Annotated in this window: 22 protein-coding genes, 1 tRNA gene and 1 pseudogene; 11 read left to right on the top strand and 13 right to left on the bottom strand. The window is 71.5% G+C overall.

Features of this window, described 5'->3' with window-relative positions:
• Both HTV45_RS34660 and HTV45_RS32175 read right to left on the bottom strand, forming a co-directional pair.
• Positions 1-133: pseudogene (locus tag HTV45_RS34660) on the bottom strand (TetR/AcrR family transcriptional regulator); the annotation flags it as partial.
• A gap of 212 nt (positions 134-345) precedes the next feature.
• Positions 346-927 carry a TMEM165/GDT1 family protein gene (locus tag HTV45_RS32175; RefSeq protein WP_215209433.1) on the bottom strand — a complete coding sequence of 194 codons (582 nt, stop codon included), beginning with the start codon at positions 925-927 and terminating at the stop codon, positions 346-348.
• A 424-nt stretch (positions 928-1,351) separates the two neighbouring features.
• On the opposite strand from HTV45_RS32175, the gene HTV45_RS32180 reads away from it, so the two are divergent.
• The 4 genes from HTV45_RS32180 to HTV45_RS32195 all read left to right on the top strand — a co-directional run bounded on the left by HTV45_RS32180 (position 1,352) and on the right by HTV45_RS32195 (position 5,413).
• Positions 1,352-1,996 (top strand): HNH endonuclease family protein, encoded by a 645-nt coding sequence (locus HTV45_RS32180; RefSeq protein WP_215209434.1) that lies wholly within the window; start codon positions 1,352-1,354, stop codon positions 1,994-1,996.
• A 163-nt stretch (positions 1,997-2,159) separates the two neighbouring features.
• Positions 2,160-3,818, top strand: a complete 1,659-nt coding sequence (locus HTV45_RS32185; RefSeq protein WP_215209435.1) for an alkaline phosphatase D family protein — start codon at positions 2,160-2,162, stop codon at positions 3,816-3,818.
• A gap of 250 nt (positions 3,819-4,068) precedes the next feature.
• Positions 4,069-4,527 (top strand): DoxX family protein, encoded by a 459-nt coding sequence (locus tag HTV45_RS32190; protein WP_215209436.1) that lies wholly within the window; start codon positions 4,069-4,071, stop codon positions 4,525-4,527.
• A 274-nt stretch (positions 4,528-4,801) separates the two neighbouring features.
• The gene (locus tag HTV45_RS32195; protein WP_215209437.1) at positions 4,802-5,413 is read left to right on the top strand and encodes a DedA family protein; all 612 of its coding nucleotides are present in this window, start codon (positions 4,802-4,804) and stop codon (positions 5,411-5,413) included.
• 73 nt (positions 5,414-5,486) lie between these two features.
• Here HTV45_RS32195 and HTV45_RS32200 read toward each other — a convergent pair whose 3' ends face one another.
• Positions 5,487-5,720: a DUF2277 domain-containing protein gene (locus HTV45_RS32200; protein ID WP_215209438.1), complete on the bottom strand. Its 234-nt coding sequence runs from the start codon at positions 5,718-5,720 to the stop codon at positions 5,487-5,489.
• A 119-nt stretch (positions 5,721-5,839) separates the two neighbouring features.
• Between HTV45_RS32200 and HTV45_RS32205 the strand changes: the two genes are divergently transcribed.
• The gene (locus HTV45_RS32205) at positions 5,840-6,208 is read left to right on the top strand and encodes a hypothetical protein (RefSeq protein ID WP_215209439.1); all 369 of its coding nucleotides are present in this window, start codon (positions 5,840-5,842) and stop codon (positions 6,206-6,208) included.
• Between the two features lie 43 nt (positions 6,209-6,251).
• Here the strand turns inward: HTV45_RS32205 and HTV45_RS32210 are convergent.
• Positions 6,252-6,323: transfer RNA gene (locus tag HTV45_RS32210), tRNA-Val, on the bottom strand.
• Positions 6,324-6,571: 248 nt separating this feature from the next.
• On the opposite strand from HTV45_RS32210, the gene HTV45_RS32215 reads away from it, so the two are divergent.
• The 4 genes from HTV45_RS32215 (at position 6,572) to HTV45_RS32230 (ending at position 10,052) form a co-directional block, all read left to right on the top strand.
• On the top strand, positions 6,572-7,375 hold the full coding sequence (locus tag HTV45_RS32215; RefSeq protein WP_215209440.1) for a DUF4097 family beta strand repeat-containing protein: 804 nt from the start codon (positions 6,572-6,574) through the stop codon (positions 7,373-7,375).
• A 128-nt stretch (positions 7,376-7,503) separates the two neighbouring features.
• On the top strand, positions 7,504-8,880 hold the full coding sequence (locus tag HTV45_RS32220) for a hypothetical protein (RefSeq protein ID WP_215209452.1): 1,377 nt from the start codon (positions 7,504-7,506) through the stop codon (positions 8,878-8,880).
• Positions 8,881-8,917: 37 nt separating this feature from the next.
• Entirely contained in the window at positions 8,918-9,130 is a 213-nt protein-coding gene (locus tag HTV45_RS32225) for a zinc ribbon domain-containing protein (RefSeq protein ID WP_215209441.1), read from the top strand.
• A 142-nt stretch (positions 9,131-9,272) separates the two neighbouring features.
• Positions 9,273-10,052, top strand: coding sequence for a DedA family protein (locus HTV45_RS32230; protein ID WP_215209442.1), 780 nt, complete (start codon positions 9,273-9,275; stop codon positions 10,050-10,052).
• Positions 10,053-10,413: 361 nt separating this feature from the next.
• Here HTV45_RS32230 and HTV45_RS32235 read toward each other — a convergent pair whose 3' ends face one another.
• From HTV45_RS32235 to HTV45_RS32245, 3 genes are read right to left on the bottom strand one after another with little or no spacing between them, the layout of a single operon-like run.
• The gene (locus HTV45_RS32235) at positions 10,414-11,226 is read right to left on the bottom strand and encodes an HAD family hydrolase (protein WP_215209443.1); all 813 of its coding nucleotides are present in this window, start codon (positions 11,224-11,226) and stop codon (positions 10,414-10,416) included.
• Positions 11,226-13,736, bottom strand: a complete 2,511-nt coding sequence (locus tag HTV45_RS32240) for a phosphoribosyltransferase (protein WP_251693306.1) — start codon at positions 13,734-13,736, stop codon at positions 11,226-11,228. Before HTV45_RS32240 ends, HTV45_RS32235 begins: the two co-directional genes overlap by 1 nt.
• Positions 13,737-13,765: 29 nt before the next feature.
• A complete protein-coding gene (locus HTV45_RS32245; RefSeq protein ID WP_215209445.1) occupies positions 13,766-14,932 on the bottom strand; it encodes an HpcH/HpaI aldolase/citrate lyase family protein in 1,167 nt (388 codons plus the stop codon).
• Positions 14,933-15,105: 173 nt separating this feature from the next.
• Between HTV45_RS32245 and HTV45_RS32250 the strand changes: the two genes are divergently transcribed.
• Positions 15,106-16,044, top strand: coding sequence for a TerD family protein (locus HTV45_RS32250; protein ID WP_215209446.1), 939 nt, complete (start codon positions 15,106-15,108; stop codon positions 16,042-16,044).
• A gap of 48 nt (positions 16,045-16,092) precedes the next feature.
• Here HTV45_RS32250 and HTV45_RS32255 read toward each other — a convergent pair whose 3' ends face one another.
• The 6 genes from HTV45_RS32255 to HTV45_RS32280 all read right to left on the bottom strand — a co-directional run bounded on the left by HTV45_RS32255 (position 16,093) and on the right by HTV45_RS32280 (position 20,509).
• On the bottom strand, positions 16,093-16,830 hold the full coding sequence (locus HTV45_RS32255) for a Tellurium resistance (protein WP_215209447.1): 738 nt from the start codon (positions 16,828-16,830) through the stop codon (positions 16,093-16,095).
• A gap of 64 nt (positions 16,831-16,894) precedes the next feature.
• Complete coding sequence (locus HTV45_RS32260) at positions 16,895-18,034, bottom strand: DUF475 domain-containing protein (RefSeq protein ID WP_215209448.1); 1,140 nt, start codon at positions 18,032-18,034, stop codon at positions 16,895-16,897.
• Positions 18,035-18,104: 70 nt separating this feature from the next.
• Positions 18,105-18,680 (bottom strand): TerD family protein, encoded by a 576-nt coding sequence (locus HTV45_RS32265; protein WP_215209449.1) that lies wholly within the window; start codon positions 18,678-18,680, stop codon positions 18,105-18,107.
• A 135-nt stretch (positions 18,681-18,815) separates the two neighbouring features.
• The gene (locus tag HTV45_RS32270) at positions 18,816-19,391 is read right to left on the bottom strand and encodes a calcium homeostasis/redox stress adaptation protein (RefSeq protein WP_103543837.1); all 576 of its coding nucleotides are present in this window, start codon (positions 19,389-19,391) and stop codon (positions 18,816-18,818) included.
• Between the two features lie 113 nt (positions 19,392-19,504).
• Positions 19,505-19,963, bottom strand: coding sequence for a peroxiredoxin (locus HTV45_RS32275; protein WP_215209453.1), 459 nt, complete (start codon positions 19,961-19,963; stop codon positions 19,505-19,507).
• A gap of 108 nt (positions 19,964-20,071) precedes the next feature.
• Positions 20,072-20,509, bottom strand: coding sequence for a DUF3052 domain-containing protein (locus HTV45_RS32280; RefSeq protein ID WP_215209450.1), 438 nt, complete (start codon positions 20,507-20,509; stop codon positions 20,072-20,074).
• A gap of 405 nt (positions 20,510-20,914) precedes the next feature.
• Between HTV45_RS32280 and aceE the strand changes: the two genes are divergently transcribed.
• On the top strand, positions 20,915-23,662 hold the full coding sequence (gene aceE / locus HTV45_RS32285; RefSeq protein ID WP_215209451.1) for a pyruvate dehydrogenase (acetyl-transferring), homodimeric type: 2,748 nt from the start codon (positions 20,915-20,917) through the stop codon (positions 23,660-23,662).
• Positions 23,663-23,791 lie beyond the last annotated feature (129 nt).

Raw genomic sequence — 23,791 nt, forward strand, 5'->3', positions numbered from 1 at the left:
CGGCGCGGCGCTGGGCGGGGGCGGTGGAGCCGGACGGCACCGGCGGCAGGGCGGGCGTGGGCAGGCGTTCGCCCCAGCAGCCGGTGAGCATGGCGCGGACCAGGGCGTTGTCGCGGGCGCCGGCCGTGGTCCACCGCCCCCGCCGACGCCACACCCCGCACCTCACGGCGGCGGACGCCGCGCCTCGCCGCCGGTGCCCCGGCTCCGCCGGCCCCCGGCCCACGACACTTCGGCCGCTCGTCCGCCGTGGGCGACGACGCCGTCGCCCACGGCGGAACGCCACTGCCCGGCTCCCGCCCCCCGGGCGCCACTCACCGGACCCGCCGCCACCCGCGAGGGCACGCGTCAGACGGTGACCGCCTCCCAGAGGCTCCACACCCCGAGCCCCAGCATCAGCAGCGCCGCGATCCGCGTGATCAGCTTCAGCGGGACCCGCTTCATCAGCGCCTTGCCGCCGACGATGCCGAGTCCGGCCACCGCCCACAGCGCGAGGACCGCGCCGAGGCCGACGGAGAGCGGGTCGTCGTAACGGGCGGCGAGGTTGGCCGTCATGATCTGGGTGAGATCACCGAACTCGGCGACGAGGATCAGCATGAAGCCCGCCCCGGACACCTTCCAGAAACTCTGGTTCTCCGGCTTGCGGACCTCCTCCTCGTCCTCGTCCTTCTTGAACAGCAGCACCGCCGCGCCGCCCAGGAAGAGCACGCCCGTGACGGCGTGCACGATCTGCTGCGGCAGCAGCGTGAGCACGCTGCCGGCCGCCACCGCGAGAGCGACATGCAGCGCGAAGGCGGCCGCGACACCGGCGAAGACGTAGGAGGCGCGGTAACGGGTGCCGAGGACGAGGCCGGCGAGGGCGGTCTTGTCCGGCAGTTCGGCGAGGAAGACGACGCCGAAGACGACGGCCGTCACGGTCAGGCTGATCAACGGTTCCTCAATCGGTCGGGCTGCCCCACCGAGAGTGCTGCGATCTGCGCGGAACACCTCGGCACGGCAGCGCACACGACGCCCGTGCCGTCGGACACGGGCGTGCACTGCTTGCCGAAGGTCTCGCCGGCCGGCCCCACCACGTGAGACCTGCCTCCGGGCGCCGGCTCAGACGGGCTGAGCAGTATGTCGACGGTCCGGCGTAGGGCTACTCCCCTTCGCGCCGCCCATGGTACGCGAGGCCCGCCCCGACCTCATGACCCCGCAGCCGCCACCCGCGTGCGCGGAAACTTCACACGTCAACCATGGACGTGACATGCGCGCGTCACTAGCTTCTTACCGTACCCACCCCTCCCCGCAACGCGGCGCGGCGAGCATTTCCCCTGCCCGCACGCCAACGACCCCACCCCTCAAGGGAGTTCGCATGTCGAAGTTCTACGCGCGTCGACGGCTCGGCACAGCCGCGGCGCTCACCGGACTCATAGCCTCCATCGGCCTCTTCAACGCGCCGGCCGCCTCCGCCGCCCTCCCCACCCCGGTCAGCGCCGCGACCGCCCGCGGCTACCTCTCCGCCCTGCCCGTGCGCACCGAGAACCGCGCCGGCTACGACCGCGACCTGTTCCCGCACTGGATCACCGTCAGCGGCACCTGCAACACGCGCGAGACGATCCTCAAGCGCGACGGCACGAACGTCGTCACCAACTCCTCCTGCGCCGCCACCAGCGGCAGTTGGTACTCCCCGTACGACGGCGCCACCTGGTCCGCCGCCTCCGACGTCGACATCGATCATCTCGTGCCGCTTTCCGAGGCATGGGACTCCGGCGCCGGCTCCTGGACCACCTCCCGGCGCCAGGCCTTCGCCAACGACCGGACCCGTCCGCAGCTCCTCGCCGTCACCGACAACGTCAACCAGTCCAAGGGCGACCAGGACCCCGCCACCTGGATGCCGTCGCGCTCGGCCTACCGCTGCACGTACGTCCGGGCCTGGGTACAGGTGAAGTACTACTACGACCTGTCGGTCGACACGTCCGAGAAGTCCGCCCTGCAGGGGTACCTCGCCAGCTGCTGACGCCTTCCGGACCACCGGGGCGGCCGGGGGCCACCGGGGTCCTCCGCGAAGACGCGGGGTACCCCGTCCCCGGTACGCCCGGCGAACCGCCGGGCGCGGAGGTCTCCCCGGCGGCCTCCGCCGCTGCGTACCGTACGGGGCGACGGAGGAAGGGGTCACCATCATGGCCGGACTGCGGCTCGGACCGCTGCTGAGGTACGTCGACGGTTCGTCCGCGACCGTCTGGGCCGAGACCGGCCGTCCGGGGACCGTCGAGGTGCGCTGCCCGGACGGGAACGGGGCCGGCGGGAGGACCCGCACCTTCCAGGTCGCGGGCCACCACTACGCCCTCGTCCAGGTCACCGGTCTCACCCCGGGCACGGCCACCCCGTACGAGGTGTTCCTCGACGGCACGCGGGTGTGGCCGCTGCCCGAGGACCCCTTCCCGTCGTTCCCGCCCTCCGTGATCGCCACCCCGGGCCCCGACGGCCTCGCGCGCATCTCCTTCGGCTCCTGCCGCTGGGCCTCCCCGCCCACCGGCGAACCCGATCCGGTCGGCCCGGACGCCCTGGACGCGCTGGCCAGGCGCATCGCCGCCGACCCGGCCGGCGAACGGCCCGACGTCCTGCTGCTCCTCGGCGACCAGGTGTACGCCGACGAGACGTCCGACGCCACGCAGGAGTGGCTCGCCGCCCGCCGCGACCTCAGGGAGCCCCCGGGCATCCAGGTGGCCGACTACGAGGAGTACACCCACCTCTACTACGAGTCCTGGCTCGACCCCCAGGTCCGCTGGCTGCTGTCCACCGTGCCCACGTGCATGATCTTCGACGACCACGACGTGATCGATGACTGGAACACCTCCGCCTCCTGGGTCGAGGACATGCGCGCCACGTCGTGGTGGCGGGAGCGGGTGCTCAGCGGTCTGATGTCGTACTGGGTGCACCAGCACCTGGGCAACCTCTCCCCCGCCGACCTCGAGGCCGATCCGCTGTACGCGGCCGTCCGGGAGCGTCCGGACGGTACCGACGCGCTGCGCGCCTTCGCCGCCCGGGCGGAGGCCGACGCGACCGCGGTGCGCTGGAGCTACCGGCGTGACTTCGGCCGGGTGCGTCTGGTGATGGTGGACAGCCGCGCGGCCCGCGTCCTGGAGGAGGACCGGCGCTCCATGCTGGACCGGTCCGAGGCCGGCTGGCTGCGCGACCAGGTCCTCGACGGACGCGACGCCTACGACCATCTGCTGATCGGCACGTCCCTGCCCTGGCTGCTGCCCCATCTGGTGCACGACGTCGAGGCGTGGAGTGCCGTGCTCTGCCGGGGCGGCAAGGGCCCCCGCTGGGCGCGGCTCGGGGAGAGGCTGCGGCGCGCGGCGGACCTGGAGCACTGGTCCGCCTTCCCGCAGTCGTTCGACGAACTGGCGGAGCTGATCGCCGAGGCCGGTACGGGGCCGGGGGCACCGGCGACGGTGTGTGTGCTCTCCGGGGACGTGCACCACGCCTATGTCGCCGAGCCGAGCTGGCCGGGGAGGGCGGCACCGGACGCCCGGGTGGTGCAGCTGACCTGCTCCCCGGTGCACAACTCCATTCCGCTGTCGATAAGGCTCGGCTTCCGTTTCGGGTGGAGCGCCGCCGCGCGGGGGCTCGGGCGGCTGTTCGCGCGGCACGGCGGGCTGGGCCGCCCCGCGGTGGGCTGGCGCAGGACGGGCGGGCCCTGGTTCGGCAACCAGCTCATGACGCTGACCGCCCACGGGCGTTCGGCGGTGCTGCGGCTGGAGCACGCGCGGCGGGAGGAGAACGGGGCCGGGGCACGGCTGGGCACGGTGTCGGAGACCCGGCTGAGCCGGTGAGGCCACCGGCACCTGTGAGGCGCCTGTGCGGCAGGGGGTGTATTCGGTCATGCCTCCGGACGCCGGACGCACCGCGGGGCCGTACTGACGTGCGACGGCAGGCTTCCGAGCTGCCGGAACGGCGCGAACCGGTGGCCGAATGTTGAACTTGCAAGTAAGTAACCGGCGCTCATAGCGTGGGAATCCGACTCGGTTCCGTCCCCCCGGACCGGCCCCGCCCGGGGTCGGCCTGACCGAAGGAGACACCCACATGACCGGACGGCTCAACAGCGCCCAGCCGTATGTGCTGGGCCTGTTCCGCATGGTCGTCGGCCTGCTCTTCGCCTGCCACGGCGCCGTGTCCCTGCTGGGCCTGCTCGGCGGCGTCGACGGCGACGGCGGCACCGTCGGTACCGGCACCTGGCCGGGCTGGTACGCGGCCCTGATCGAACTCGTCGGCGGCAGTCTCGTCCTGCTCGGGCTCGGCACCCGGGCGGCGGCGTTCATCTCCTCCGGCGCGATGGCGTACGCGTACTTCAAGGTCCACCAGCCCGAGGCCCTGTGGCCGATAGAGAACAACGGCGAGGGCGCGGCCATGTACTGCTGGGCCATGCTCCTGCTGGTGTTCACCGGCTCCGGCGCCTTCGGCCTGGACCGCCTGTTCGCCAGGCGGTCGTCGCCGGACGTCCGGCGGACGCGGACGACGGAGCAGGAGCCGGTGACCGCCTGACGGCCCGGCCGTCACCGGCCGCCCCGGACGGCCGGGCGGTGCCCTCCCCTCCGACACGCCGGGGAGGGCGCCGCCCGCGCCGGTGCGGGGCACGCCGGACTCCTTCCGACGGGAGGGCGAACTCCGGGAACCGGCCGCGCGAACCCCCCGTGACCTTTCTGTCACTTACCGGGCGTACGCTGTATGGCGGTCATCGGCCACACTTCTGCCACTCCTGCCGCCCCCTCCGCGACAGCGCGGCCGAGGCCGGCCAACGGGGGCGCATCGGGGAGTTGTGGTGGAAAGTCTGGGGTCGCTGGTCGGCAGCCCATGGATCTATGCGGCGGTGGCCCTGTCGGTCCTGCTCGACGTCTTCCTCCCGGTGCTGCCCAGCGGGGTACTGGTGATCACCGCGGCCACCGCGGCGGCGGCCGGTACGGCGACCGATGTTCCCGACATCCTGGTGCTGACGCTCTGCGCCGCCACCGCGTCCGTCCTCGGTGACCTGGTGGCGTACCGCCTCGCCTGGCGCGGCGGCGCCCGTCTGGACCGGGCCATCGCCCGCAGCCGGCGGCTGACCACCGCGCAGGAACGTCTCGGCGCCGCACTGACGCGCGGCGGCGGGGCCCTGGTCGTCCTCGCCCGTTTCGCCCCGGCCGGTCGCTCGGTGGTCTCCCTCGGCGCCGGCGCGGCACGTCACCGCGCCCGCGACTTCCTGCCCTGGTCGGCGCTGGCGGGACTGTCCTGGGCCGGGTACAGCGTGGCTCTCGGCTACTTCGGGGCGGCCTGGCTGGGCGCGACCTGGCTGGCGACGGCGGTGTCGGTGGGCGCGCTGTTCGCGGCGGGCGCGGGCGCGGGCTATCTGATGCGCCGCCGCCCCCTCCCGCACCCCACAGAGGCGTCCTGACCCACAGCTCACCCCGCCCCACCGCTCACCCCGCCCCACAGCGAACATCAAGCCCGGGGCCGGGAGCGGCTGGTCACCCCGCCGCCTGCCGTGCGGCGCCCCCGCGCACTTCCAGGCCCGCCAGCAACTCCGCCGTCGCCTCCGCGACCGCGTCCACCGCCCGTTCGAACACCTCCCGGTTGTGCGCGGCCGGCGTCCGGAAGCCGGACACCTTTCTCACGTACTGCAGGGCGGCGGCCCGGATCTCCTCCTCCGTGGCCTCCTCGGGCAGTACGGGCGGACGCAGGGTCTTGATACTCCGGCACATGCCCCCAGTCTGACGCGCGGTCCCGCCCACGGCCACGACGGGAACGGATCCCGCGAGACCTCTCAGCGACTCGCCCGGCCAACTCGCCACCCAAATTCGAACAGGCGTATCATTGTGCCGTGGCTGCGACCTATGACTTTCCGAGTGACCTCCTCGCCGGTCAGGAGGAACTGCATCAGGTCCGGACCGAGTTGTCGGCCCTGCTGAAGCGGCTCCCCTGGTCGGTCGAACCCCTCGACGGGTTCAGCGACGACAACGGCTGGCGCAAGATCGAGCGCCCCGCCTCACCGGGCTGGACCGAGGACGAACAGGCCGAGGTCGAGAAGCTCAGACGGCGGGAGCACGAGCTCGCGGTGTTCGTCAGCACCCACCGCTACTGGGCGGCGGTCACCGGCTCCGACCGGCTCCACGCCCGCGCCCGGCTCAAGCACGCCCACGAGGACGTTCCGGAGGGCGAGGGCGAGCGGCAACAGGGCGGCACGGCATGACGACGACGGCCCCCGGAGAATCTCCGGGGGCCGTCGGTCACGGTGGGCGCGGACGGTTTCGAACCGCCGACATCCTGCTTGTAAGGCAGGCGCTCTACCCCTGAGCTACGCACCCGGGACCCGGGCCGCGTGCCCAGGTCGAGTCGACAGCCTACACGGGCCATGACACGGACCGGCAAACCCGTATCGCAAGGTCGGGCGGGGGGCCCGGACCGCGGCCACTCCCGGAAGTTCTCCCGGGGGCTATCCCCACCCCGGATCCGGTAGTCGTCCGGATCCCCCGCCGGGCATGGCGTCCGTACGGTCGAAGAGCGCTCGAACACCACTGTCGGGCGGCACTGTCCGTCCCTGGGGGAGACTGCCATGACCCGTACGTCCCGCACCGCCGCCCGCACCGCGACCCGTTCCGCGCGGACACGCGCCCTCACCCTCGCCGGGGCCACCGCGGTGCTTCTCGCGGGCCTGACCGCCTGCGGGTCGTCGGCGACCGAGGACGACGATCCCGACCGCCGCTCCTTCGATCTGCCGGGCAGCACCCTCACCATCGACTCCGACGAATCCGACCTCGAGATCGTCGCCGTGGACGGCCGCCCCTCGGACCGGATCGAGGTCACCCGCTGGTTCCGGGGCAGGGTCGTCATGGGCTCGGACGCGAAGATCACCTGGTCCATGGAGGGCGACCGGCTGGTGCTGCGCCAGAAGTGCGCGGGTCTCATCACCGACTGCGACGCCAAGCACCGCGTCGAGGTGCCGCGCGGTGTGGCCGTCGAGGTCCGGGAGAAGGACGGCACCGTGCGGGCCACGGGCCTCCGCGACGCGCTGAGCATCCGTACGACGGACGGTTCCGTCCACGTCACCGACTCCACCGGCCCCCTCGATCTGCGCACCGGTGACGGATCGGTGCACGCGAAGGTCTCCTCCCGTACGGTGCGCGCCCACAGCGGCGACGGCTCGATCCACCTCCAACTCGGTACCGTGCCCGACCTGGTGGAGTCCCGCAGCGGCGACGGTTCGCTGACCATCGAGCTGCCCCGGGCCACCTACCGGGTGGACACCGAGACCGGCGACGGCGGCGAGAACGTGTCCGTGCCGCGCGACGACTCCAGCTCCCACGAAGTGACCGCCCGCACCGGCGACGGGAATCTCACGGTTCGCACAGCGAACTGACGGGCCCGTGTGTTCGTCCTCCACCGGTGGGACAATGGCACCGGGCAGGGCGAACGACAGTACGGGAGAGGGATGTGACGGCGACACCAGCGCGGCCGTACCCACCGTCGGAGCCGCGCGTGCCTCGCATGCGTCGCGCCGTACCTACTCTCCCGCCGGGGCGCCGCCCCCGCCGGGCCCCCGGTCCACTGCGGGACGCGCTCGTCGTCGCGGGACTGCCACTGGCCCTGGCACTGGTGCTGCCCGCCGCGTTCGCCGGCGGCGGCACCCGGCGCTGGTTCGGCGGGCGGGCGGAGAACGAGCGGGCGGAGGCACAGGCCGCCAAGGACGCGGCCGCGGCCGCGTTCTACGAACTCGACACCGCCCAGCGTGATCTGCGGATCTCCATCGAGACGATCACCGCCGTCGACGCGTCCCCCGCCGCCCGCCGCGCGGTGTCCGACTTCGACGCGCTGGGCCGGCGGATCGACGAGGCCAGCCACCGGTACATCGACGCCGTGGACGCGTACGACCTGGACCGGGACGATCTGGAGGCGTCGGCGGCCTCCCGGGCCCGCGCCGAGCTGACCGCCGCCAAGGAGGAGCTGGGGCGGGTCAAGCAGGAGCTGGACCGGTTCACCGACGGGCTCGGTCCGCTCCTCGGCAAGGCCGAGACCCAGCTGGCCCGGCTGGCACCCGCCGTCGAGCGGGCCCGGCAGGCGCTGCTCGCCGCCTCGAACGCCCTCGACACCGCGCGCGGCTCGGGGCTGAAGGCCGACGACCTGGCCGCCCGGCTCGCCACCCTCTCCCCGGAACTCACCAAGCTGAACCAGGGGGCCGGGCAGCACGGGGTGCCGGCGACCCTGGAGCGGGCCGAGCGGGTCACCCGCGAGGGCGAGGCGGTACGCGCGGAGGCCGAGCGGCTGCCGGAGCGGGCCGCCGAGATCGACCGCCGGCTGGTCTCCCTGCGCACCCGTGCCCAGGCCCTCACCACCCGCTCCGAGCAGGTCGAACCGGTGCTCAGCGAACTGCGCCGCCGCTTCACCGCCGCCTGCTGGCAGGACCTCCAGGGCGTGCCCGTCGAGGCCGCGGAGAACGTGGGGCAGGCCGAGGCCAGGCTCGCCGAGGCCAGGGCCGCCCGTGAGGAGCAGCGCTGGGCGGACGCGACCGCCCTGCTGTCGACCGCGCGGGCGCTGCTGAACACGACGGACGAGGCCGTGTCGGCCGCCGGTGACCGGCTGCGGCAGCTGAACGCGGTGCAGAAGGACCCCGAGCAGGAGATCGAACGCACCCGGTTCGCCATCCGGGACGCCCAGCGGCTCGCGATGGCTGGCCGTCACACTCCCGACCCGCGCCACGCCCGGCCCCTGGACGACGCCGTGGCCCGGCTGGAGCGGGCCGTCACCGGCCTGGAGGGGCGCCACCCCGACTACTGGCACTTCCTGACGGAGACGGAGGCGGTACGGACGACGGCGGGCCGGGTGGTGGCGCAGATCCGTGAGGAACGGGGCGGCGGCGGCCAGTGACCGGCGCGGTGGCCGCCCGCCCGGTTAACCTGTGCCCATGCCTCGCTACGAGTACCGCTGCCGGACCTGCGGCGACACCTTCGAACTGAGCCGCCCCATGGCGGAGTCCTCCGCCCCCGCGGCCTGCCCCGGGGGCCACGACGACACGGTCAAGCTCCTCTCCACGGTCGCTGTCGGCGGCACCGCGGCCGCCACGGCCCCCGCTCCGTCCGCGGGCGGCGGCTGCTGCGGTGGCGGCTGCTGCGGCTGACCGCCACGGCTCGCTTGCTCGCCCGCCGCCCCTTGCCGTCCCGGCCTGTGCAGTCGGCCGCCGGTTCGGCGGGGCCCCGCACAGCGCCTGGCCGGGGCGTCCCTTCAGGTTTTCTTCAGCTTCGCCTTTCTAGCGTGGGGGCATGACAGCCATCGCAGCGCTCACGATCACGGCGGCCGGGGACGGGAGCGCCGGGCCGCAGTGGGTCAACGACCTCATGGACGCCATGGGCGCCCCCGGGGCCGGCCTGGCGATCGCGCTGGAGAACCTCTTCCCGCCCCTGCCCAGCGAGGTGATCCTGCCGCTGGCGGGGTTCGCCGCGAGCAGCGGGCGGATGGGTCTGTTCGAGGTGCTGCTGTGGACCACCCTCGGCTCCGTCGTCGGCGCGCTCGCCCTGTACGGGGTGGGCGCGCTGCTCGGCCGGGAACGGACGGTGGCGATCGCGGGCAGGCTGCCGCTGGTGAAGGTCTCCGACATCGAGAAGACGGAGGCGTGGTTCCTGCGGCACGGGACCAAGGCCGTGTTCTTCGGCCGGATGATCCCGATCTTCCGCAGTCTGATCTCCGTACCGGCCGGTGTGGAGCGTATGCGGCTGCCGGTGTTCCTCGGTCTGACCGCGCTGGGCAGCGCGATCTGGAACACGGTGTTCGTGCTCGCGGGCTACGCGCTGGGGGACAACTGGGAGCAGGTCACCGCCGTCGCCTCGGCGTACTCGAAGGTGGCGCTCGGGGTGGCCTTGCTGACGGTGCTGGTGTTCGTGGTCCTGCGGCTGCGACGGCCGGGGGCCGGGCGCCGGCGGCGCGGCGGACGCAGGGACACCGGGGAGAGCCGTCCGCCGGACGCCCCCGGGGAGGACCACCCCACCCGGCAGCTCCGTGCCGCCGACCCGGACGCGCTCACCGGCCGGCGGCACGAGCACTGAGACCGGGCTTCCCGGCGCCGGCGGCGCACTCAGGCCGCCCCACCGCCCGGGCGAGCACCGACACACCACGGCCCCCGACGCGGGCACCACGGCCCGGCAGGGGACTCGGCGCGGGCATCACGCGGCCCGGCACGGGACTCGGCGCGGCACGGGACTCGGCGCGGCACGGAACTCGGCACGGGCACCACGCGGCCCGGCACGGGACTCGGCGCGGCACGGAACTCGGCACGGGCACCACGCGGCCCGGCACGGGACACCACTGCCCGACACGCAACACCGCACACAGTCGACGCGCGACACCACGGCCCGGCACGGAACGCCGGGGTCACCGCAGCCCGGCGTCACCGCGACCCGGTGCGGGTCACCGCGGTGCGCGCACCGTTCGCAGGAACTCGCGCAGGATACGCTCCCCGGCCAGCACGCCCCGCTCGGGAAGGGCCCTCACCGCGGGGGCCGTCCAGTCGGCGTCGGCGAGTTCGCCGTGCCCCGGGCGCCAGCCGCTGTCGGCGGCCAGGAGCAGGTCGGCGTCGAGGAGGGAGTCGCCGGCCGCGAGGGTGAGTTCGGCGCCGGTGCGGCGGGCGACCTCGCGCATGGCCGCGCTCTTGGTGAGCGGCTTGGGCACGGCGTAGATCTTGCGGCCCTGGAGGGACACCGTCCAGCCGCGGTTCTCCGCCCACACCGCGAGTTCCTTCACCCACTCCTCGCTCAGCAGCTCACGCTCGACGACGAGGTAGGCGAAGAGGTCCTCGGCGACGCGGTGCTTGCGCACCCACACCGGGTCGGCGGTCCGCAGCAGGTGCTCCTGCACCTCGGACAGCGGGGCGCACTCCTCGGACAGCCGGGCCAGCACCCGGGCGTGCCAGTCCCGGTCGCTCTCGCCGTCGACGAGGAGGTGGCCGCCGTTGGCGCAGATCGCGTAGGTGGGCTGTGGGCCCGGGAGGTTGATGCGCTGGTACTGCTTGCGGGTACGGGTCGTCGTGGGGACGAACAGGGCCTCGTCACCGAGCTCGGTGAGGAGCTGCGCCGCCGTCTCCGTCATGTAGCACAGCGGCTTGCTCTCGTGGACCTCCACGCACAGCAGCCTCGGCGCCCGCGCGTCGGGCATGGTCAGGGCGAGGGCGGCGGCGGAGTAGATGAGGGTGCGGTCGAGGTCGCTGGCGACGATGACGGGCATCAGCGGGTCACCGCCTTGCCGTCGGCGCCGGTCGCGCCCCGCGTGTACCGGGGGTGGATCAGCCCCACACAGGTGTACGGGAGTCCGTCGACCTCCTCGACGGGCACGCCGCGCTGCCCGGCGAGCAGGCGGACGTGGTCGAGGTCGCTGCCCGCTCCGGCCCGTGCCAGCACCTTCCAGGGCACCCGGCGCAGCAGCACCCGGGTGGTCTCGCCGACGCCGGGTTTGACGAGGTTCACGTCGTGGATGCCGTACTCCTCACTGATCCGCTCGACCGCGGCCCAGCCCTCCCAGGTCGGGGTGCGGTCGGTGGCGAGGAGTTCCTTGGCCTGGGCGCAGGCCGCGTCCGTGACCTCCTCGAAGCGGGCGGAGACGGCGTCGAGGAAGGCCACCGACAGGTCGGCGGCGGCGAGTTCGCGGTAGAACTTCGCGCCGTGGAAGTCGTCCGGTCCGACCAGGTCGGACCGGAGCACGGTGCGTGAGATCAGGCCGGAGACGGTGGAGTTGAGGCAGGCGGAGGGGATCAGGTAGTCCTCGCGGGTGCCGTAGGTGCGGACGCAGGAGCCGGGGTCGGCGAGGACCGCGATCTCCGGGTCGAAGCCGGTGACGCCCTCGGCCTTCTCGAACTCCTCGACCGCCTGGGCGAGTTCGCGGGTGATGGCGCCCTTGCCGGTCCAGCCGTCGACGAACACCACGTCCCTGGGGTCGTGGTGGGCGGCCAGCCAGCGCAGCGCGTTGGCGTCGATGCCCCGGCCGCGGACGATGGAGACGGCGTAGTGCGGGAGGTCGAGCTGGTGGCGGTGCTGTGCCCAGCGGCGCATCAGGATGCCGACGGGGGTGCCCGCGCGGGCCAGGGAGACCAGCACCGGGCGGGGTGACCGCTCCGCGAGGACGGTCTCGGTGACCACGCCCACGGCGTGGGCGAGGCGGGCCGCCGACTCCCCGAGGGCCGTGTGGAAGAGCCGCTGGTACTGCTCGCTGGGCTGGTACTCCTCGGGCAGCGACTCCGCGTAGTGGGCGCCGCCGCTCTGGATGGCCTCCTCGCGCTCCTCGGTCGGCGCCTCCAGGGTCACGCCGGAGAGGTCCTGGAGCAGCCAGCCGACCTCCTCGGGCGCGTACGAGGAGAAGGCGGGGCCTCTGAGCGGGTCGGGCAGCATGGGGGCGGGCCTTTCGGGGGCGTCCTGGGAGGCGGCGGGTACGTACGACGGTACGACCGCGAGGAGGACGTGCGGGGTGTGCCCGGCGAGCCGGGCGAGCAGGCCGCCGGGCGCGTGCAGCACGGGGGTGTCGGCGGTGGAGTCGACCACGGCGACGACGGCGTCGAAACCGCCGCCGGCGACGTTGTAGGCGTAGCGGTCGCCGGGGCCGTCGGCGGGGTCGTCGTGGGCGGGGAAGACCAGGCGGGTGCGTATCGCGTAGCCGGGGTCGTCGACGGCGAGGACGGGTGAACGGGTGGTGGTGGAGAAACGCACCTCGGCGCCGGTGGTCCGCTCCAGCTCGTCCGCGAGACGCAGCGGGACGTACATCAGCTCCTCGGAGCCGAGGACGAGTACGCGGCGGGCGCCGTCCGGCAGTGCCCGCGCGAGGCGGGCCGCCATGCCGGGAAGCGCGTGCTCCAGGCGGACGCGGTGCGCGGGGGTGAATCCGTGCCGTCCCCCGTCGGGGAGGCCGGCCGGCCAGCGCAGCTCCACGTGCGTGAGGCCGTCGTTCCGCTGCGGCCCGTCCTGGGCGGCCGGCCCCGACGGCGCCGCGGCCGGCCGGCCGGCCTCCGTGGCGCTCTCGTACCGCGCCACCAGTTCCCGTCCCTTCTCCAGCACGCCGTCGGGCAGCCGCACCGTGCCCGAGGCGACCGTCACCAGGTCGATGCGCGCCCCGATCCCGTCCGCGAACGCGTCCAGCCGCCCCGCGTCCGCCGGTGACCGCATGTCGACGAGGGCGACGACCACGTACCGCTCCCGCGGGTACCGCGCGTGAAGATCGCGGACGGTGTTCAGCACGGTGTTGCCCGTGGAGAACTCGTCGTCGACCAGGACCAGCGGGCCGCCTCCCGCCAGCAGGGACGGGTCCTCGGGGAGCAGCAGGTGGGACGTCGCGTGGGAGTGGGCCTCCTCGAAGCCTCCGGCCGTGGCCGTCCCCGCGACGGGGCGGCGCGTGGAGTGCAGGCAGGGGGCGACGCCGAGACCGTCGGCCACACAGTGGCCGAGTCCGGTGGCGGTCTCGGCGTAGCCGAGGACGACCGCGTCCCGTGCCGAGGGTCCGAGCAGCTCCCGTACCCTGCGGCCGAGCTCGAAGCCGTGGCCGTAGACGACCGACGGGGACTGGGGCACGTGCTTGCCGAGGACGTTGGAGACCAGCAGATGGGCCCGCTTGGGGTTGCGGCGCAGCGCCATTCCCAGCAGGCCGGGCAGTTCCTCGTCTCCGGTCAGCTCGACCCCGAGCCGCCGGGTGACCCAGCTGCCGGACCATATGTCCTCGCCGGCCGGTGCCGTCCGACGCGCCGGGTGGCGCATCCCCTCGTCCACAGCCTTCTCCATCCCCGTCAGTCCTCCAGGCCCGCCGCGAGCAGTTCCACGAAGCCGATGTCCTCGTTGGCCACGCCGAAGACCTCGGCGCGCAGCAGCGTCCGCTCGGCCCAGGCGCGGTGCGGCTTCACCTCGTTCATCTTGTTGGTGTAGGCCGACCTGAGTACACCCCCGCCGCCGCGTTCCGGCCGGACGATGTCCTGGGCGTCACTGAACTCCTCGTGGCTGACCACGGACAGGGCGTGCACGGGCAGGACGTGGGACGGGTGGATGCAGGTCTTGCCCAGCAGGCCGTTGGCCCGGTCGAGGGAGATCTCCCGGAGCAGGCCGTCCATGGCGTGCTCGATGAGCTTCTGGCGCAGTGCGACGGCCTTGACCTCGTGGAAGGGGCTCTGCCGGAGCAGTGGCTTGAACATGCGCTCCTGGACGCGGAAGTACTCCCAGACCGGTCCGGTCACGGTGAATCCGGTGCCGTCGGCGCGGCCCAGCATGTTCACCACGTCGGAGATGACGGAGGCGACGACCTGAATGTCGTACGCCGTCATGTCGGGGCCCCGGCGCAGCCCGTAGGAGGAGCAGAAGTCGGTCACGCCCAGGCGCAGCGCGAGCACGCGGTCGCGGTACTTGTCGACGGCGCGGAAGATGCCCTCCAGGGTCTCCACGCGGGACTCGCGGTACAGCAGCTCGGGGGATTCCAGGACGGGCATGGCGAACAGCCGGTGGCCGCTCTCGGACTCGGCGGCGGCCAGCGCCTCGAGGAACGGCAGTCCGCGTTCGGCGGTGAACTTGGGCAGGACGAATCCGGACAGCAGCGAGGCGGCGGGGCCGATGCGGCGGACCAGGTCGGGGATCTGCCCGGGGGTCCGGACCCGGATGAACAGCAGCGGCAGGTCGGCCGCCGGCCGTCCGGCCAGGTCGGCGAACTGCTGTACGAGGTTCTCCTCGCCGGCCATCACGTCGGCGTCGCCGATGGAGTCCTCCAGGCACAGCACCATGGAGACCACACCCTGAGCGCCCTGCTTGACCACGTCGTCGGCGAGCCGGGGCCGGGTCGCGGGGCTGTAGAGCGTGGCACCGAGGGCGGCGGAGAGCAGCCGCGCCGGGGACCGGGGCGTGAACTCCCCGGGCTCCCGGAAGAAGAGACGTTTCCGCACCGCAGGGGTGATGTGACCGAAATGACGCATGGAGCTCCCCCGTGGCATCAGTGGAATCTGTGGAATGTCGGAAGGTGGCCGGTAATAGTACGTAGATATCCATGTCGGCGGTTCCCTGCCGGCATGAACTTCAGGTAACCCGGCCGTTTCGAACTGAACCCCCCACGTTGTCGTGAGCAGGACGGAGAGGGCAGGATGACCACATGACGCACGCGATGCTGAAGGGGTCGAACGTCCCTCTCGAGGCCACCACCGTACGCGCCGTGCTGCGCTGGTCGCCCGGGCAGGGGGTACCGGACGTCGACGCCTCCGCGCTGCTGCTCGGTCTCGACGGCCGGGTGCGCTCCGACGAGGACTTCGTCTTCTACAACCAGCCGCGGCATCCTTCCGGGCAGGTGTGGAGGCTCGGCAAGAAGCGCGTCGCCGAGCACCTGACCGACACGATCCAGACCGACCTCGCCGGTGTCGAGGCCGGCGTCGGCCGGATTCTGCTGATCGCCTCGGCGGACGATGTCACCTTCGACCGTGTCCGGGCGCTGCGCATCCTGCTCTACGACGCGCAGGACGCCGACGGGGAGGCGCTGGCACACTTCGACATCAAGCCGGAGACCGGCGAGGAGACCGCGCTGATCTGCGGCGAGCTGTACCGGCGCGGGGACGGCTGGAAGTTCCGGGCGCTCGGCGAGGGCTATTCGAACGGGCTGGAGGGTCTGGCGACCGACTTCGGCATCTCGGTCGAGGAGCCGGAGGCCCTGCCGGAGTCCGGGACGGACGGCGCCGCCCAGCGGCCGCCCGCCACGACGCAGACCCCCGGCGGTGTCTCCTCCGAGGCCCTGACCCAGCCGCAGGCGCCGCTCGTACCGGCCCCCGAGGTGTCCCGGCCCCTGCCGCCCGAGCAGCCCGCGGGCGTGCCCGCGCAGCCCGCGTACGGCTATCCGCCGCAGCAGCCCCCGGCCACGCAGCCGGCCTACGGTTATCCGCATCCGGCGGGCGGGCCCGCCTACGGCTACCCGCCCGCGCCCGCCACGGCCGCCGCGGGTGCGGTGTCCGGGTACGGATTCCCGCCGCCCCCCGCCCCCTCCGCGTCCCCGGGACCTGACTTCCGGCTGCCGCCGCAGGGACCTCAGTTCATCGGGCGTTAGCGGGCCGGCGGACGGCAGGCGGGGCCGGCTCACCGCTCAGGACCGGGCTCACCGCCCGGCCTTGGATTTGTAGCCCCTGCCCCACTGCAGGCCCCAGCCGTAGAGCCGGTCCAGTTCCGCCTGGAAGCCGTAGACGAACCTCACCTCGCGGCGGACGATGATCTCGTTCTTGACGTTCTCGATCATCACCACGGCGCAGGAGCGGGCCTGGGGGTGGCGTTCGTCGAGGCTGATCTCGACCCGCGGTCCGTTGCTCGGGTACAGCGTGACGACGGCCTGCGTACGGTCGAAGGCGGGGGTCTGGTCGTAGATGTAGGCGAAGACCAGCAGGCGCTTGATGCTCTCGGACTGGTCGAGGTTGACGTACATCGTCTCGCCGGAGGCCGAGCCGAACCGGTCGTCGCCGCTGAGCTTGACGTACGGCGGCGCGTTGACGTCGCCGAGGAGACCGCCGAGGGGCTGGACGACGCCCTTGGTGCCGTCCTGCAGTTCGTAGAGACAGCCCAGGTCGAGGTCGACGTTGACCATGGACTGGCTGTGGGCGACCACTTCCGGCGGTTTGAGCGCCCTGAAGGGGTGGCGCAGCAGGCTCTCCCGCTGAGGGCCGCCGAAGTCGGAGGTACGCATCCGCCAGCTCAGGTTGATCCGGAGGTGGCCGGTGGCCGCGCCCTGTTCGGTCAGGGACACCTGCCCGTGCCGTTTGGTCAGCTCGATGGCGTTGGTCGCCGCGTTGCCCGAGTCGAAGGCGCTCTCGCGGCCCCGCCACAGTCCGTCCAGGAATCCCATTCCCGCCCCAAGTCCGCTCGTCGAACCCCCGCCCCGTCGGAAGCGTTCCTCATTCGCAGGGCTGTCACACCCCGGAGGAGACTTCCATCTTCACGGCGTCCTTCCCCTCGGCCGCCGCCACCCGCCTGTTGCGGCGCACCGACGACCAGAAGGAGGCACCGATCAGGACGACGCCGATGAGGCCGGTGACGATCTCGTTGATCTCGTACCGGATGGTGACGAGCAGGATCATCGCCAGGGCGCCGATCGCGTAGTGCGCGCCGTGCTCCAGGTAGACGTAGTCGTCCAGGGTGCCCTGGCGGACCAGGTAGACCGTGAGCGAACGGACGTACATGGCGCCGATACCGAGGCCGAGGGCCATCAGGACGATGTCGTTGGTGATGGCGAAGGCGCCGATGACACCGTCGAAGGAGAAGGACGCGTCCAGGACCTCGAGGTAGAGGAACAGGAAGAACGCGGCCTTGCCGGCCAGGGCGACGGCCGATGTGGGCTTGCCCTCCCGCTCGGCCTTCTTCTCCTCCTCGTGTTCGCGCTCCTCCTCATCCTCGAGCTTGCCCTCGAAGAAGCCGGAGAGACCGCCCACGATCATGTAGGTGATCAGACCGCCGATGCCGGAGAGAAGGACCGTGCTCGCCTTGTCGACATGAGCCCCGCCATGCTGGTGGGCCTGGGTCGCGAAGGTGATGGCGGAGACCAGCAGGATGATCAGCGCGACGCAGACCGACAGCATGTCGACCTTGCCGAGCTTGGCGAGCGGGCGCTCGATCCAGCCGAGCCACTTGATGTCCCGGTCCTCGAAGATGAAGTCCAGGAAAATCATGAGCAGGAACATGCCACCGAACGCGGCGATCGCCGGGTGTGCGTCGGTGACGAGCTCCTGATAACGGTCCTTGTCGCTGAGCGCGAGGTCGATGGCCTCGATCGGACCGAGCTGAGCGCTGACGGCGACGATGACGACGGGGAAGACCAGCCGCATACCGAAGACGGCGATCAGGATGCCGATGGTGAGGAAGATCTTCTGCCAGAAGGCATTCATCTTCTTCAGGATTCCGGCGTTGACCACCGCGTTGTCGAAGGACAGCGAAATCTCCAGGATGGAGAGGATCGCCACGATGCCGAAGGCGGTCCACCCCCCGAAGAGGAACGCCGCGACCAGACCGAGCGCGGTAACCGCGAACGACCAGCCGAAGGTTTTCAGAACCACTGGCTACCCCAGGTGTGTGTACGGGTCTCCCCCGCTGCCGTAGTCGGCTGTACGGACGCCGCAGTCGGCTTTACGAAACGTTGACTCCGAAGTCTAGAGCGATGCCGCGCAGCCCCGACGCGTACCCCTGCCCCACTGCGCGGAACTTCCACTCACCCTGGTAGCGGTAGAGCTCTCCGAAGATCATCGCGGTCTCCGTGGAGGCGTCCTCGCTCAGGTCGTAACGCGCCAGTTCCTGGCCGTCCGCCTGGTTCACCACGCGAATGAAGGCGTTGCTGACCTGGCCGAACGTCTGGCCGCGCTCATCGGCCAGGTGGATGGAGACCGGAAAGACGATCTTCTCGCAACTCTGCGGCACCTTGGGCAGGTCGACCAGCAGGGACTCGTCGTCACCCTCGCCCTCACCGGTGAGGTTGTCGCCGGTGTGCTCGACCGAGCCGTCCGGGCTGGTGAGCTGGTTGTAGAAGATGAAGTAGTCGTCACCCATCACCCGCCCGCCGCTGCACATCAGCGCGCTGGCGTCCAGGTCGAAGTCGGCTCCGGTGCTGGAACGCGCGTCCCAGCCCAGTCCGATCATCACCTGGGTGAGGTTCGGTGCGGCCTTGGACAGGGAGACGTTCCCCCCCTTGGCAAGCGTGACGCCCATGATGCTGCTCCCCCTCCGGTTTGGTGTTTCTCAAGGGTGGTAGTGCACGTCCGGCGCCGCACGTAAACCGTGCGGCGCCGGGCGGTGTGGCCGCGCGAGGCGGCCGGGCCGGGCGTCGCCGCCCAGGTGGCCGTCTCAGACGTTCACACCGAAGTCCTGCGCGATGCCGCGCAGGCCCGAGGCGTAGCCCTGGCCGATGGCGCGGAACTTCCACTCCGCGCCGTGCCGGTACAGCTCACCGAAGACCATGGCGGTCTCGGTGGAGGCGTCCTCCGACAGGTCGTAGCGCGCGATCTCGGCGCCGCCGGCCTGGTTGACGACACGGATGAACGCGTTGCGCACCTGGCCGAAGGACTGCTGGCGGTTCTCGGCGTCGTAGATGGAGACCGGAAAGACGATCTTCTCGATGTCCGCGGGGACGCCGGCGAGGTTGATCTTGATCTGCTCGTCGTCGCCCTCGCCCTCGCCGGTGAGGTTGTCACCGGTGTGCTCGACCGAGCCGTCCGGGCTCTTGAGGTTGTTGAAGAAGATGAAGTTGGCGTCGCTGCCGACCTTGCCCGAGCTGTTCAGCAGCAGGGCGCTGGCGTCCAGGTCGAAGTCGGTGCCGGTCGTGGTGCGGATGTCCCACCCCAGCCCGATGATGACCGCGGTCAGGCCCGGCGCTTCCTTGCTCAGCGATACGTTGCCGCCCTTGCTGAGGCTGACTCCCACGAGTCCTCCATTGGTGTCCAGGGGCGGGGTGCCCCGTCGTGCGTCGGATGTCGGATCAACGAATCGATCCTAGTGAGGGGTTCCCGGAGCCCGCAGGCCCGGGAGACGAACGATCACAGGGTGTCGAGCGCCTTCACGTACTCGTCCAGGTCGCGGGCGTCCGGCAGAGCGTTGACGACGGTCCAGCGCACGACACCCTCCTTGTCGATGATGAAGGTCCCGCGCACCGCGCACCCCTTGTCCTCGTCGAGGACACCGAAGGCACGCGAGACGTCGCCGTGCGGCCAGAAGTCGCTGAGCAGCGGGTACTCCAGGCCCTCCTGCTCGCCGAAGACGCGCAGGGTGTGGATGGAGTCGTTGGAGACGGCGAGCACCTGGGTGTCGCGGTCGGAGAACCGCGGCAGGTTGTCACGCACCTCGCACAGCTCTCCGGTGCACACTCCGGTGAAGGCGAACGGGTAGAAGATGACCACCACGTTCTTCCGTCCCCGGAAGCCGGAGAGCCGCACGGTCGCCCCGTGGTTGTCCTTGAGCTCGAAGTCGGGGGCCTTGTCGCCCACCTGGATCGCCATCGTCGTGATCATCCCTTCGGGGTGGTTCGCTCCGATCACCCTACGCAGGATGTACGACGGTCCGCCGGACGGGCAGCCGCGGAACGCGGCCGGCCCGTCCGGGACGGTTCACCGCTTCGACTTGGCCGCCTTGGGGGTGGCCAGCCGGCTGCCGCTCCAGTCCTTGCCGACGCTGACGCTCTTGGCCGCCGTCAGCCCCGCCGTGGTGGCGGCTTCCGAGATGTCACTCGGCTCGACGTAGCCCGAACGGCCTGTCTTCGGCGTGAGGAGCAGGATCGCCCCACCCTCTTCGATGTACGTGCCGGCATCCACCAGCGCATCCGTCAGGTCGCCGTCGTCGTCGCGGAACCACAACACAACGGCGTCGGCCACGTCGTCGTAGTCCTCGTCGACCAGGTCAGTCTCGATGACGCCCTCGATGGCCTCGCGGAGCTCCTGGTCGACGTCCTCGTCGTAGCCGATCTCCTGGACCACCTGCCCGGGCTGGAACCCCAGCCTGGCGGCAGGGTTCGTCCGCTCCTCCGCGTGGTCCGCGGTCGCGCTCACGGGTTGCCTCCTGATCATGTGTCTTGGGAATGTCTCAGCCACGCGCGTGCGCGCAGCATTGGCCGTAGTCCACACGGGCGGGACCGATCGCGCAAGTACCCGGCCGTGCAGACCGCCGAAACGGTGACGATCCTGGCCGGGTCACCGCAACTCCAGGCACACCATCATGGCCCGCAGTGACGCAGCCCACACCTTTGTGTCCCGTTTGGCCCTTTGGGAACCGTCTACGTGTACGAAGACTCGAATGGACGAGCCCCATACATACCGTACTGGCCGCGGGCGTGGATTACCTCCCGGTAGAGATGACGCCGACGGTCCCGAGGTGGACCATGGGGAGCGGCGCACACTGGGCCGTACCAGCGAAACGGCGGCCCTTTCACGGCCCTCTGACAGGTAAGGAACAGCGTGGCTTCCGCATCCGATCGCAACCCGATCATCATTGGCGGCCTTCCGAGTCAGGTTCCTGACTTCGACCCCGAGGAAACCCAGGAGTGGCTCGACTCCCTCGACGCCGCGGTCGACGAGCGCGGCCGGGAGCGGGCCCGCTACCTCATGCTGCGACTGATCGAACGTGCTCGCGCCAGGCGCGTGGCCGTTCCCGAGATGCGCAGTACGGACTACGTCAACACGATCCCGACCCGGGCCGAGCCGTTCTTCCCGGGGAACGAGGAGATCGAGCGCAAGATCCTCAACGCGACCCGCTGGAACGCCGCCGTGATGGTCTCGCGCGCGCAGCGGCCGGGCATCGGGGTCGGCGGCCACATCGCCACCTTCGCGTCCTCCGCGTCGCTGTACGACGTGGGGTTCAACCACTTCTTCCGCGGCAAGGACGAGGGCGACGGCGGTGACCAGGTCTTCTTCCAGGGCCACGCCTCGCCGGGCATCTACGCCCGCGCGTATCTGCTGGACCGGCTGAGCGACCGGCATCTGGACGGCTTCCGGCAGGAGAAGTCGAAGGCTCCGTACGCGCTGTCCTCGTACCCGCACCCGCGCTCGATGCCGGACTTCTGGGAGTTCCCGACCGTGTCGATGGGGCTCGGCCCGATCGGTGCGATCTACCAGGCGCGGATGAACCGCTACATGCACGCGCGCGACATCGCGGACACGTCGAAGTCGCACGTGTGGGCGTTCCTCGGCGACGGGGAGATGGACGAACCGGAGTCGCTGGGCCAGCTGTCCATCGCCGCGCGGGAGGGCCTGGACAACCTCACCTTCGTCGTCAACTGCAACCTGCAGCGGCTCGACGGTCCGGTGCGCGGCAACGGAAAGATCATCCAGGAGCTGGAGTCGGTCTTCAGGGGCGCCGGCTGGAACGTGATCAAGCTGGTCTGGGACCGCACCTGGGACCCACTGCTGGCCCAGGACCGCGACGGTGTGCTGGTCAACAAGATGAACACCACGCCGGACGGTCAGTTCCAGACGTACGCCACCGAGTCGGGCGCGTACATTCGCGACCACTTCTTCGGCGACGACCACCGGCTGCGCGCGATGGTCGAGTCCATGACCGACGACCAGATCCTGCACCTGGGCCGCGGCGGTCACGACCACCGCAAGATCTACGCGGCGTACAAGGCGGCCCTGGAGCACAAGGGCCAGCCGACGGTGATCCTCGCCAAGACGATCAAGGGCTGGACGCTGGGCCCGAACTTCGAGGGCCGCAACGCCACGCACCAGATGAAGAAGCTGACGGTCGACGACCTCAAGCACTTCCGGGACCGGCTGCACCTGCCGATCGCCGACAAGGACCTCGAGTCCGGTCTGCCGCCCTACTACCACCCGGGCCCGGACACGGAGGAGATGCAGTACATGCACGACCGCCGCAGGTCCCTCGGCGGGTACGTGCCGACGCGGGTGGTGCGGTCGAAGCCCCTGCAGCTGCCCGGGGACAACACGTACGCGACCGTGAAGAAGGGCTCCGGCCAGCAGTCCATCGCGACCACCATGGCCTTTGTCCGGCTCCTGAAGGACCTGATGCGGGACAAGGAGATCGGCAGGCGGTTCGTACTGATCGCACCGGACGAGTACCGCACGTTCGGCATGGACTCCTTCTTCCCGAGCGCGAAGATCTACAACCCGCTCGGGCAGCAGTACGAGTCCGTGGACCGGGAGCTGCTGCTCGCCTACAAGGAGGCGCCGACCGGGCAGATGCTGCACGACGGCATCTCCGAGGCCGGCTGCACGGCCTCGCTGATCGCCGCGGGCTCGGCCTACGCCACACACGGCGAGCCGCTCATCCCGGTGTACGTCTTCTACTCCATGTTCGGTTTCCAGCGCACCGGCGACCAGTTCTGGCAGATGGCCGACCAGCTGTCGCGCGGTTTCGTCCTGGGTGCGACCGCGGGGCGCACGACACTGACCGGTGAAGGGCTCCAGCACGCCGACGGCCACTCGCAGCTGCTGGCCTCCACCAACCCGGGGTGCGTCGCCTACGACCCGGCGTTCGGTTTCGAGATCGCCCACATCGTGCGGGACGGGCTGCGCCGGATGTACGGCAGCGACGAGGAGCACCCGCACGGTGAGGACGTCTTCTACTACCTGACCGTCTACAACGAGCCGATCCAGCACCCGGCCGAGCCCGAGAACGTGGACGCCGAGGGCATCGTCAAGGGGCTCTACCGCTTCGCCGAGGGCACGGCGGGCTCCCTGCCCGCGCAGATCCTGGCGTCCGGTGTCGCGCTGCCGTGGGCGGTCGAGGCGCAGCGGATCCTCGCCGAGGACTGGGACGTCCGAGCCGACGTCTGGTCGGCCACCTCCTGGAACGAACTGCGGCGCGAGGCGGTGGACTGCGAGCGGCACAACCTGCTGCACCCCGAGGAGGAGCAGCGCACGCCGTACGTGACGCGGAAGCTGGCGGCGGCCCAGGGCCCGGTGGTGGCGGTGTCCGACTGGATGCGGTCGGTGCCGGACCAGATCGCGCGCTGGGTGCCGGGGACGTACCAGTCGCTGGGCGCGGACGGCTTCGGCTTCGCCGACACCCGCGGCGCGGCCCGGCGGTTCTTCCACATCGACGCCCAGTCGATCGTGGTGGCGGTCCTGACGGAGCTGGCCCGGGAGGGGCATGTGGACCGGTCGGTGCTGAAGCAGGCGATCGACCGGTACCAGCTGCTGGACGTCGCCGCGGCGGACCCGGGGGCGGCGGGCGGCGACGCGTAGCGCCTCCGGCGGGGGCGGGAGGAAGCGCGGGAGGAGGGCCCCGGCGAGTCTTAGGTTCAAGGGGTCGTCGCAACACCACTTGGTTTCAGGTGGTGAGTAGATCACGTAGGCGCTCGGCTGGGGTATCCC

Origin of the sequence: Streptomyces sp. CHD11 (genome assembly GCF_018638295.1) — a bacterium.
Lineage (GTDB): Bacteria > Actinomycetota > Actinomycetes > Streptomycetales > Streptomycetaceae > Streptomyces.